Origin of the sequence: Halomonas sp. ML-15, from assembly GCF_014779595.1 — a bacterium.
Taxonomy (GTDB): domain Bacteria; phylum Pseudomonadota; class Gammaproteobacteria; order Pseudomonadales; family Halomonadaceae; genus Franzmannia.
Genome location: NZ_JACXZT010000002.1, coordinates 81316 through 93087, shown reverse-complemented (window position 1 = coordinate 93087; position 11772 = coordinate 81316). Strand labels below are relative to the sequence as shown.

Here is an 11772-nt window from a genome sequence, read left to right as displayed (position 1 = left end):
CCATCATATCGGGTAAATATTCTGCCTATGAATGGAAAATTAGTGTCTTTATCTTAATTATCGGCAGGTCACCGATTTTATGCCAAGCGCTGCTAAACTCCGGCCATGACAGGCTCCGCCCCGTAGCGGAGCGCTACTATATCCATCGGCAGGGAGACCTTCATGGCCCGCAATATCATCGTTCTTGGTGCCGGCATGGTCGGCGTATCGGTGGCCTGGCATCTGGTGCGTCGCGGTCATGACGTCACGCTGGTGGACCGCCGCGAACCGGGGCTCGAGACCTCCTTCGGCAATGCCGGCATCATCCAGCGCGAGGCGGTGCGCCCCTACGCCTTCCCCCGCGATATCGGCACCCTGCTGCGAGTGCTGCCCAACCGCAAGGTGGATATCCGCTACCGCCCCACCGGCATGATGAACGCCGCGGGCCCGCTGCTGAACTACTGGCTGAACTCGAGCGGCAAGCGCTACGAGCGCATCGTCAACGAGTGGGCGTCGCTGATCATGCGCTGCCAGGATGCCCACGCCCCGATGATCGAGGCCGCCGGCGCCGAAGCGCTGGTACGCCAGGGCGGCTGGCTGGAGCTTTACCGCACCCGTGAGGCGTTCGAAGAGTGCCAGAAAAAGGCCAAAGAGAACCTCGAGCGCTTCGGGGTCGAGTATGAGGTGCTGGATGCCGAGGCGCTCCAGGCCAAGGAGCCGCATCTGGGCAAGGGGCTGATCGGCGCGATCCACTGGACGCAGCCGTGGATGGTCTCGGACCCGGGCGGCCTGGTGCAGGCCTACGCCCGCAGCTTTGAGGAACAGGGTGGCCAAGTGATGCAGGCCAGCGTCGAGGACGTGCTCCAGGTCGAGGGCGGCTGGCAGGTCAAGACCAGCGAGGGGCCAATGGAGGCCGACGAGGTGGTGGTGGCCCTGGGGCCCTGGACCGGCGAACTGCTGGCGAGGCAAGGCATGAAGGTGCCGCTGTTCGTGAAGCGCGGCTACCATATGCACTACTCCGCCGAAGAGGGCGCCAAGCTCAACCACTGGGTAATGGACGCCGAGAAGGGCTTCCTGCTCGAACCGATGCGCGCCGGGATTCGCCTGACCACCGGCGCCGAGCTTGCCGACCTGGACTCACCGCCCCAGTACAGGCAACTGGCAGCCGCCGAGAAAGTGGCACGCAAACTGTTCCCGCTGGGCAAGCGTCGTGACAGCCAGCCCTGGAAAGGCGCACGCCCCTGCATGCCCGACATGAAGCCGGTGATCGGCCCGGCCCCCGGCAAGGATGGGCTATGGCTCGCCTTCGGCCACGGCCATCAGGGCTTTACCCTCGGCCCCGCCACCGGCGAACTGCTCGCCCAGATGATGGATGGCGAAGAGCCCGCGGTGGATATGGCGCCGTTCCGGGTCGACCGGTTCTGAAAGTTAGGAAATTTCTTCGATACGAAAGCGGGCGCCCTCAAGGCGCCCGCTTTATGTGAATTCACGTACTGGGTGAACGCAACACAGGGATAATAGGGAAACACTAAAGTCGGGAAAGTAGCCCTAATAGAGCAGCAGTATGAAGGACAGGACGGCTACACAAGACAAAGACGAAGGAACCCAGAAACGGCAGAAAACACTGCTTAACTATAGAGGCCCCACGGGGATATGTGTCAGGAGAATACCATCACTGTATACCCTGTACCGAGACAGTAATCGCCTGACACATGCCCCACACGGGGCCCTACTCTCCTAGCTCATATACAGGAAGACTTCTTAGCTCCTTAACTGTCAGTGCATCCGGCACTTTCTGAAACAGGTCTACACTCCTCGCCGCTCGCACACCAACATAAAATCCGTAATCCAACATTAATGCTTTATATCTACGCCCGGCCTCTGAAGGAGTAATACCTTCATGAAGAACATGTAAGAAACGAAGACCAATTAAACTTTCTATCAATTTATACTCTTCAAGATCAGGACGCCGCTCAACCAGAAAAGCATTTTTCTTTCTTTCATTGACACAGAATATTTTCAGCTTATCAAGCTGCCCTCTAATATCCCCCAAGCCTCCAGTTAAATCTTTCTCAATATCCTTTATCTTCGCATCCGCCATTTCAGATGCTGCAGCATTGACACTTGTAACGGAAACTCTTTTCTGTTCTTTTATCATGGACTTAGAGGCGGCCTCAGAGAACAAATTTAGTGCATCCCTAGGCACGCCAGCAGCAACCCAAACCAGTCTCTCTAGAACACCATCTCCGCAAATATAACTGATATTCGGTAAGGCACAATATGATGCATACGAATCAAGTATTTTCTTAATATGCTCGTATGACTTATGCGGCATAGTTAAATTTCTATCTAAATTTACAATTTGGACATCATGCGGAGCTTCAAGCCCTTTCTTACTATCGGAATCATAAATCCTAGAAAAACTCTCCACACCAGAAAATTTTATAAAAATACCATTATCTCTCGCAAAGGAGTAAATACTGGACAACACTTCTGGCTGCATGGATTCATCGATAACATGGAAATCATCAAGGAATAAGAACAACCCGCCCTGTTCCTTCGACACCTTAGATAAAAGTCTTCTAACCTTTGCCACAATCGAATTAAAATGCACTTCAAAAACTTTTTCATCTGTCAAAACAGAAATTTCGTCCAGCATATCAGCTTGCTGAATTATTTCTGATTCGTATTTCTCGCAATTAGTCATACTTGACAAAACACCCGAAACCACCGAGGCTTTAAGCTGCATACCCTTCATGGCGGAATAAGTCTGCATCGGAAGCCAAGAATATGCCTCTCCTTTCTTTTCTAGCAAGTTAACACTATACAACATCAAACTTGATTTCCCAGCACCCCTTCTGCCAAATATAGCATGATTACTTTTAGATACAATCTGGTGCTCCAAGCCATCTACTGTAGCTATATAGCGCTCAGAAAAGTCACCATTAGTAACGCTATTCCTAGAAGCTGTCAAACTTTCTGATATAAACTTCCTTAGCAAAGTTACCTCAGGAAGCTCTAATCTATTTTTTATACTCCCTCTCTTTTTTAGGGTTGCTCTAACCTTGAAAATATTTTCTTCAGGTAAGCTTTCTAATGCCGCATTCAGAAAACGGAAATATTTTTCAGTTGGACATGAAAGAAAAACAATCAGATAGCCGCCATCATGCCTATCTAAGATCTCATAATCTACCTTATAAAACCCGGTGAGCTCTTTGAATTTCGAAATTAGCTCTTCTGCACAAATGCTCGACTCATAATTTTTCATCCTTCCCCCTCAAAAAAAACGCCTCTAGCCTCAAGATAAACTTTTGCATCATCGAGGAAATCTTTAGCAAAAGAAACCGATTCCGAAGATGATATAAGCAATGAACCTTCCACGACAGTATGGTCGTAATCAGCAGAGTTACGATCTTCGCGCAAGTCTCTCAAGCGCGCCACTCGTGTTTCTTTCTCAGGGAAATCATCCGGAAGTTTATGAACATTTTTGTGATCCGAAGAGTCGATGTTATAAACACCACTGACGTAAAGTTCAACAGCTCTTCTAGTGTTATAAGCACAATAATAGGATCGAGAAACCTTTTGCCTCCACCGGGCAGCAGAAACAGAACTTGCTAGCAAAATGTGATCATTTGCTAGCTCACATAGCGCAATCACATGCCGTTCCAACTCTTTTTCTAGAAGGTCAACCGACTCATTTGAAACAACATCTGTTAGCACAGAGATCATTTGCCTAGCATTTCTAGGAAAACTTAGTATTGTTCTTTGATCCGGCACATTAACACCTTAGCACATAATAATGAACTTCATACTCATAGCTCGGCAAATTTTCTTGCTTGTCAATTAACAAAAAACTCTGCTACGCGCTGGCTACACTAGTCTAAAACTTGAAAGCACCAACTTCAAGTTATCGTCACTCACACTCAGTATTCGAGAGAGGCTTGCTGCTCACGTCGTAGATCACGCGTGAGGCACCGCTGATCTGGTTGATGATCCAGTTGGAGCTACTCAGCCGCATGCCATCCTTCCGTAGCAACTTCTCTTGCCGCCACGTCACCCTCATCAGCATCGCTTTTCCCCTCGGCAGGGTCTCGCCTATGCAGCTTCGGCGGAGGCGCTACCCAAGCCCTGAGTCTTTGCCCGGCCTGCTGGTAAAAGTGCGGCACCGCCTTTTCCAGCTCTTCGATAAATATCTTGTTCCCGGCGAAACGCTGGCCGAGATCGGCCATATAGAACACCTCGAAGGCACTCGGCACCACGTTGGTTGCTGGAGACTCCAAAACAGCCGCGTCTTCGATCACCTGGGCGAGTGGCTTCTGGGTCTCTTCGGCACGGCCTGGTCGAACCGCCTTTACGAACATGTTCTCGGTTTCGGCCTTCGCCAGCTGCTTGGTCAGCCAATTCACCCTAGCTGTGCTGCGCTTCTTGTCCTGCGGTGCGGAGAGCCGCATGGAGCAAACAATGGTTCGCAGGGTCAGGTCGGCCGTAACATCTAGGTCTGCAGCAGCATCGGGTATTTCCAGGCAGCAATTGAGCACCTTCTCCTTGGCCAGTACCTCGCAGTCGTCCTTGAGTCGCTGCAACGGATCCGTGCGGTGGGCACGAGCCAGCTTCAGCTTGACGGGTCGTCCCAGCTTGCGGCTCATCACCAGGCAGAGGTCGCGCTGCTCCTGATGCCAGCTGGAGACCGTGTTTTCCACTTCCTCAGTGCTCTTGCCTAGCACAGCGCCACTCTTGACCTTGCCCACGACCTCCTTCCACTCCCGATTCATGCTGTCGAACCGGGAAATACCGCTGGACTCGTGGCCAAGATAACGGAGCACTTCTTCCAAGAGAAAACGTTGATCTGGCGATTTAATTTCGCCGGAGTCCAGCAACAGCGTCGCCTGGGTCACCGCATACATCCAGGACCAGTGATAGAGTTCTACGCCCTTGAGCAACGTTTTTGGCACTTTCACCGGGTGATGTGAGGGTATGGCAACGAACTGATTGGTAATGGTAATGACCGCATCCACCTTGTGCTTCTTGGCCTGCTGAAGATACTGCTTGAGCTGCTCCTCGCCGATTGCAGCATTGCCAATCTTGGCCTCGACCAAGGCACTCCATGTCTTGCGCCCCGTCTGCAGTACGATGAGCCCATCTGGGCGATCACTCTTGGTCGCACCCGGATCGGCTTCCAGTACGATCTCCGTCCAGGCTCCCAGCACTGCCCGGCTCCCAACGCGCACACCGAGGGACAGCAGCATCTGCTGTCGGAACTCATGGACGCCGCGCAGAGCTGCCAGCAGTACAGAGGCCGCACGTTGCTCGCGGTTGGTATCGGCAACGACGGGGATCAGTCTGGCCTCATCGCCGCCTTTGACGAAATCGGGACGCTCCATGATCACTCTCCTTGCGTATTGTCTTTATTTTGATAGGCATAGCTACATGCAGCCCGCATACCTGACGACATGGGCATCGCCTTCAGTACCAGCTGCCATGCAAGGCGGCAACACTCATACATGAGCCACCTTCTTCACCCGAGCATGCTATTCCATGCCTGACGTAGTGGGATGGCTATGCATGCCATCACCCCTTCAATAGTTCTTAGTTATTGCCACTTGCTATCGTCGGTCATCTCCAGTGGCCTATCCCTGAGTAAACAAAACTCTGTAACAAATTGCAAAAAAAGGGCCTACCTTTTGGTAGACCCTTCATCTCAGTCAGCTTAGCCATGTCAGGCTTTTCGCCTAGGCGTGCCTCACTCCCACTCGATCGTCGCCGGCGGCTTGCTGCTGACGTCGTAGGTGACGCGTGATACGCCGCTGATCTCGTTGATGATGCGGTTGGAGACGGTTTCCAGCAAGTCGTATGGGAGGTGTGCCCAGCGTGCGGTCATGAAGTCGATGGTCTCCACGGCGCGCAGGGCGATGACCCATTCGTAGCGGCGCCCGTCGCCGACTACGCCTACTGATTTGACCGGCAGGAAGACGGCGAAGGCTTGGCTGGTCTTGTGGTACCAGTCGGCCTTGTGCAGTTCCTCGATAAAGATGGCGTCGGCTTCGCGCAGGATGTCGGCGTACTCCTTCTTGACCTCGCCGAGGATGCGCACGCCCAGGCCCGGCCCCGGGAAGGGGTGGCGGTAGACCATGTCGTAGGGCAGGCCGAGCTCGACGCCGAGCTTGCGCACTTCGTCCTTGAACAGCTCGCGCAGCGGTTCGACCAGCTTGAGCTTCATGGTCTCGGGCAGGCCGCCGACGTTGTGGTGCGACTTGATCACGTGGGCCTTGCCGGTCTTGCTGGCGGCGGATTCGATCACGTCGGGGTAGATGGTGCCCTGGGCCAGGAAGTCGACGCCCTCGATCTTGCTGGCCTCCTCGTCGAACACCTCGATAAAGGTGTTGCCGATGATCTTGCGCTTGGCTTCGGGGTCGGCTTCGCCCTTGAGCTTGCCGAGGAACAATTCCTCGGCGTCGACGCGGATCACCTTGACGCCCATATGCTTGGCGAAGGTCTCCATCACCTGCTGGCCTTCGTTCTTGCGCAGCAGGCCGTTGTCGACGAACACGCAGGTCAGCTGGTCGCCGATGGCGCGGTGCAGGAGCGCCGCCACCACCGAGGAGTCGACGCCGCCGGAGAGGCCCAGCAGCACGTGGCGGTCGCCGACCTGGTCGCGTACCCGTGCAACCTGGTCTTCGATGATCTTGGCCGGGGTCCAGAGCTTCTCGGCGCCGCAGATGCCGACCACGAAGTGCTCGAGAATGCGCTGGCCCTGCAGGGTGTGGGTCACCTCGGGGTGGAACTGCACGCCGTAGAAGTGCTTCTCGGCCCAGCTCATGGCGGCGATGGGGCAGCTCGGGGTGGAGGCGGTCACGGTGAAAGTGTCCGGCGCCCGGGCAACCTTGTCGCCGTGGCTCATCCACACGTCGAGCAGCGCCTTGCCGTCGTGGTCCACATGGTCCTTGATGTCGCGGAACATGTCGTCGCTGCTGTCGATGGTGACCTGAGCGTAGCCGAACTCATGCTTGTTGGAGCCCTCCACGGCGCCGCCGAGCTGCTCGGCCATGGTCTGCATGCCGTAGCAGATGCCCAGCACCGGCAGGCCCAGTTCGAACACGCACTGCGGCGCCCGCGGCGAGCCCTCGGCCACGGTGGACTCCGGCCCGCCGGAGAGGATGATGCCGTTGGGCTGGTACTCGCGGATCTCCTCTTCGCTGATATCGAAGGCGCGAACCTCGGAGTAGACGCCGATCTCGCGCACGCGGCGGGCAATCAGCTGGGTGTACTGGGAGCCGAAGTCGAGGATCAGGATCTTGTGGGCGTGAATGTCGGTCATCTGGGCGTCTCTTACTGGCAGCGAAGGGCGGCGGGCCAAATACAAAAGCGTGCGGCGGGGTCGTTTAACAGGCCCCGCCGCTCTTGGTCATGCTGTGAGATTAGCTGGAACGATAGTTCGGGGCCTCTTTGGTGATCTGCACGTCATGCACGTGGGATTCGGCGAAGCCGGCCCCGGTGATCTGCACGAACTCCGGCTTGGTGCGCATCTCGAGGATGCTGGTGCAGCCGGTGTAGCCCATGGAGGCGCGCAGGCCGCCCATCAGCTGGTGGACGATGGCGCTCATCATGCCCTTGTAGGGCACGCGGCCTTCGACGCCTTCCGGCACCAGCTTGTCGGCGCCGGCGTCCTTGTCCTGGAAGTAGCGGTCGCTGGAGCCCTGGTTCTGGGACATGGCGCCCATCGAGCCCATGCCGCGGTAGGCCTTGTAGGTGCGCCCCTGGTAGAGCTCGACCTCGCCCGGCGCCTCTTCGGTACCGGCCAGCAGGCCGCCGATCATCACCGTGCTGGCGCCGGCGGCGATGGCCTTGGCCAGGTCGCCGGAGTAGCGGATGCCACCGTCGGCGATCAGCGGGATATCGTAGGGCTTGAGCGCCTCGGCCACGTTGGAGACCGCGGTGATCTGCGGCAGGCCGACGCCGGCCACCACGCGGGTGGTGCAGATCGAGCCGGGGCCGATGCCGACCTTGACCGCATCGGCGCCGGCCTCGGCCAGGGCCACGGCGGCGGCGGCGGTGGCGATATTGCCGCCGATCACCTGCACACCGGGGAAGTGCTCCTTGACCCAGCGCACGCGGTCGATCACGCCCTTGGAGTGGCCGTGGGCGGTGTCGACGACGATCACATCGACGCCGGCCTCGGCCAGCGCGGCGATGCGGTCGGGGGTCTCGGGGCCGGTGCCCACCGCGGCGCCGACCAGCAGGCGGCCGTCGGCGTCCTTGGCGGCGAACGGGTAGGTGCGTGCCTTCTCGATATCGCGCACCGTGACCAGGCCATGCAGGTGGAAGTCGTCATCGACGATCAGGATCTTCTCGATGCGGTTTTCCTGCAACTTGATCTTGATCTCGGAGAGCGGCGTGCCCACCGGCACCGTGACCAGCTTGTCGCGCGGGGTCATGATCGCCTCGACGCTGTCGCTGTGGTCGGGCTGGAAGCGCATGTCGCGGCCGGTGACGATACCCACCAGGGTATCGCCCTCGACCACCGGGAAGCCGGAGTAGCCGTACTCGTCGGCCATCGACAGCAGGTCCTCCAGCTTGGCCTTGGGGCCCACGGTAACGGGATCCTTGACGATCACGCTCTCGTGCTTCTTGACCTTGCGTACCTCGGTGGCCTGGCCGGCGATGGTCATGTTCTTGTGGATGATGCCAATGCCGCCTTCCTGGGCCATGGCGATCGCCAGGCGCGCTTCGGTGACGGTATCCATGGCGGACGAGACGAGGGGAATATTGAGTTCGAGGTTGCGGGTCAGGCGGGACTTGAGGCTGACGTCCTTGGGCAGGACCTCTGAGTAGCCGGGGACAAGTAATACGTCATCGAACGTAAGCGCTTCTTGGGCCATACGTAGCATAGCGGCAACACCCATTTTGAGCAGATGGGAAGTGGGGCGGGAAAAGTTAATCGCGTATTATAGCTGGTCGGATGCGGGTGCAGCAATGCGCGTCGTGGCTCGCCGCCACTGGCGTGCTAAGCTGCGGTTTTCACCGCGTAAAGTAGCTTCCGCCATGTCTGCCGCTCCCGATACCGTGCTCTCCGTAAGCGACCTCAACCGCCGCGCCCGCCTGCTGCTGGAGGGGGACTTCGGCGACTGCTGGGTGGAGGGCGAGCTGTCCGGGGTGTCGCGGCCGGCCTCGGGCCACGTCTATTTCACCCTCAAGGACGACCGCGCCCAGCTGCGCTGCGCGCTGTTTCGCAACCGCGCACGCTTCGTCGCCGCGCCGCTCAACAACGGCGACCGGGTCAAGCTGCGCGGCAAGGTGTCGCTGTTCGAGCCGCGCGGCGATTTTCAGATGATCGTCGATGCCGTGCAGGCGGCCGGCGCCGGCGACCTGCTCGCCGCCCTGGAGCGCCTCAAGCACAAGCTGGCCGCCGAGGGGGTGTTCGCCAACGCCCGCGCCCTGCCCTTCCCACCGCGCCGGCTGCTGGTGATGACCTCGCCCAGCGGCGCGGCGATCCGCGACGTGCTGGCGGTGCTGGCGGCGCGCTGGCCGCTGGTGGAGGTTAGCGTAGTGCCCGTGCCGGTGCAGGGCCGCGAGGCGGCCCCGGCGATGATCCGCGCCCTGGCGCTGATCAATCAGCAGAGCCAGCCAGGCGGGCGCTTCGACCCCGCGCAGGATGCGCTGCTGATCACCCGCGGCGGCGGCAGTCTGGAGGACCTGTGGGCCTTCAACGACGAACATCTGGCGCGGGCGATCTTCCACTCGCGGCTGGCGGTGATGTCGGCGGTGGGCCACGAGGTCGACACCGGCCTCAGCGACTACGCCGCCGACGCCCGCGCCCCGACCCCCTCCGCCGCCGCGGAGATGCTGGTCCCGGACCAGGCCGACCTGCGCCGACGGCTGAGCCTGGCCGGCCAGCGCCTGGCACAGGCCCAGCAGACCCGCCTGCAGCGCGACGCCCAGCGCCTCGACCACCTGCGCGCGCGGCTGCGCCACCCCGGCGAGCGCCTGGCCCAGCAGCGCCAGCATCTGGCCCAGTTGGAGGCGCGCCTGCAGCGCGCCATGGGCGCCCGCCTCGACCACGCCCGCCAGCGCCAGCAGCATCTTCAGGCACGGCTCAACGGCATCGACCCGGCCAGCCTGCTGCGCCAGGCCGAGCTGCGCCACCGCCAGGCCAGCGAGCGGCTCTACGCCGCCATGCCGCGGGAGCTGGAGCGTCAGCGCAGCCGCCTCCAGGCACTAGCTCGCGAGCTGCAGGCGGTCAGCCCGCTGGCGGTGCTGGGCCGCGGCTATGCCATCGTGGAGGACGAACAGGGGCAGGTGGTGCGCCGTGCCGCCGACGCCCACCCCGGCCAGGCGTTAACTACCCGGCTCGGCGAGGGGCGGCTCGAGGTCGAGGTCAAGCGACGCTTGAAGGGCTGAGCTAGGCGTTGCTGACCAGCTCGGCGGCGCCCGGCTTGAAGCTGCTGGGCTCGAGCTCATGGCGATTGAGCAACTTGTAGAAGTCGGTGCGGTTGCGACCGGCGATGCGCGCCGCCTGAGTGACATTACCCTCGGTGATCTTGAGCACCTTGATCAGGTAGCTGCGCTCGAAGCTGGCGCGGGCCTCGTTGAACGACGGCAGTGCGTTCTCCTCGGCGGCCAGCGCCTGGGAGACCAGCGCCTCGGGAATCATCGGTGAGCTGGTCAGGGCCACGCACTGCTCGACCACGTTGACCAGCTGGCGCACGTTGCCGGGCCAGGCACAGGAGGCCAGCAGGTTGAGCGCCTCCGGCGAGAAGCCTTTGACGAACGGCTTGTGGCGCTCGGCGGCCTGGGCCACCAGGTGCTTGGCCAGCAGCGGCACGTCCTCGGCACGCTCCTTGAGCGCCGGCAGCTTGAGATTGACCACATTGAGGCGGTAGTAGAGATCCTCGCGGAAGTCGCCCTCGCGCATGGCGCGGTCGAGGTCACGGTGGGTCGCCGAGATGATGCGCACGTCGATGGGCACCGAGGTGGTAGAGCCCAGCGGGCGGACCTGGCGCTCCTGGATGGCGCGCAGCAGCTTGACCTGCAGGGTCAGCGGCATATCGCCGATCTCATCGAGGAACAGGGTGCCGCCATCGGCGGCCTGGAACAGCCCCTGGTGCTGATTCACCGCGCCGGTAAAGGCGCCCTTGGCGTGGCCGAACAGCTCGCTCTCGAGCAGCTGTTCGGGCAGCGCGCCGCAGTTGATGGCGACAAACGGCTTGTCGGCCCTGCCGCTGGCCTCGTGAATCGCATTGGCCATCAGCTCCTTGCCCGAGCCCGACGGGCCGGTCACCAGCACGCTGACGTCGGCACCGGCCACCATCCGCGCCTGCTCGAGAATGCGCTCCATCTGCGGGCTGCGGGTGATGATAGCGGCGCGCCAGGCGTTGTCGCCATCGACCGCGGGTCCCGGGGTCTGCGACAGCGCTTCATCGATAGCGGCAAACAGCTCCTCGCGGTCCACCGGCTTGGTCAGGAAGCTGAACACCCCCTGGCGGGTGGCGCTCACCGCATCGGGGATCGAGCCATGGGCGGTGAGGATGATCACCGGCAGGCCGGGTGCCTGGCGCTGGATCTCATGAAACAGCGCTAGACCGTCCATTTCGTCCATGCGCAGATCGGATAGCACCAGATCGGGTCGGGAGTCGCTCAGTCGATCAAGGGCCAAACGGCCACTTTCGGCGGTGGTGACGCGGAAGCCACGGCTCTCCAGGCGCATGCCCAGCAGCTTCAGCAGGCTCGCATCGTCATCCACCAGCAGGATATGGGCGCCTTGCGGTCGGGCTGCATGTTTCACGATTCACTCCCTCG

General features: G+C 60.0%; 8 protein-coding genes. 2 read left to right on the top strand and 6 right to left on the bottom strand.

The genetic code is table 11. From position 1 onward, the window contains the following. Positions 1–162 precede the first annotated feature (162 nt). Positions 163–1404, top strand: coding sequence for an NAD(P)/FAD-dependent oxidoreductase (locus IEI94_RS02105; protein WP_191165111.1), 1242 nt, complete (start codon positions 163–165; stop codon positions 1402–1404). 304 nt (positions 1405–1708) lie between these two features. On the opposite strand, the gene IEI94_RS02100 is transcribed toward IEI94_RS02105, so the two are convergent. From IEI94_RS02100 to guaB, 5 genes are all read right to left on the bottom strand, one after another. Continuing rightward, on the bottom strand, positions 1709–3247 hold the full coding sequence (locus IEI94_RS02100) for a hypothetical protein (RefSeq protein ID WP_191165109.1): 1539 nt from the start codon (positions 3245–3247) through the stop codon (positions 1709–1711). Further along, entirely contained in the window at positions 3244–3756 is a 513-nt protein-coding gene (locus IEI94_RS02095) for a hypothetical protein (RefSeq protein WP_191165107.1), read from the bottom strand. The genes IEI94_RS02100 and IEI94_RS02095 overlap by 4 nt, the downstream gene beginning before the upstream one ends. Positions 3757–3983: 227 nt before the next feature. Continuing rightward, positions 3984–5360 (bottom strand): hypothetical protein, encoded by a 1377-nt coding sequence (locus IEI94_RS02085; RefSeq protein WP_224749892.1) that lies wholly within the window; start codon positions 5358–5360, stop codon positions 3984–3986. A gap of 359 nt (positions 5361–5719) precedes the next feature. Further along, positions 5720–7294 (bottom strand): glutamine-hydrolyzing GMP synthase, encoded by a 1575-nt coding sequence (gene guaA, locus IEI94_RS02080; RefSeq protein WP_191165104.1) that lies wholly within the window; start codon positions 7292–7294, stop codon positions 5720–5722. Between the two features lie 100 nt (positions 7295–7394). Then, complete coding sequence (guaB, locus tag IEI94_RS02075) at positions 7395–8864, bottom strand: IMP dehydrogenase (protein WP_191165102.1); 1470 nt, start codon at positions 8862–8864, stop codon at positions 7395–7397. A gap of 154 nt (positions 8865–9018) precedes the next feature. On the opposite strand from guaB, the gene xseA reads away from it, so the two are divergent. Continuing rightward, the gene (gene xseA / locus IEI94_RS02070; protein ID WP_191165100.1) at positions 9019–10374 is read left to right on the top strand and encodes an exodeoxyribonuclease VII large subunit; all 1356 of its coding nucleotides are present in this window, start codon (positions 9019–9021) and stop codon (positions 10372–10374) included. A 1-nt stretch (position 10375) separates the two neighbouring features. Here xseA and glrR read toward each other — a convergent pair whose 3' ends face one another. Then, positions 10376–11758: a two-component system response regulator GlrR gene (glrR, locus tag IEI94_RS02065; RefSeq protein ID WP_191165098.1), complete on the bottom strand. Its 1383-nt coding sequence runs from the start codon at positions 11756–11758 to the stop codon at positions 10376–10378. Between the last annotated feature and the right edge of the window lie 14 nt (positions 11759–11772).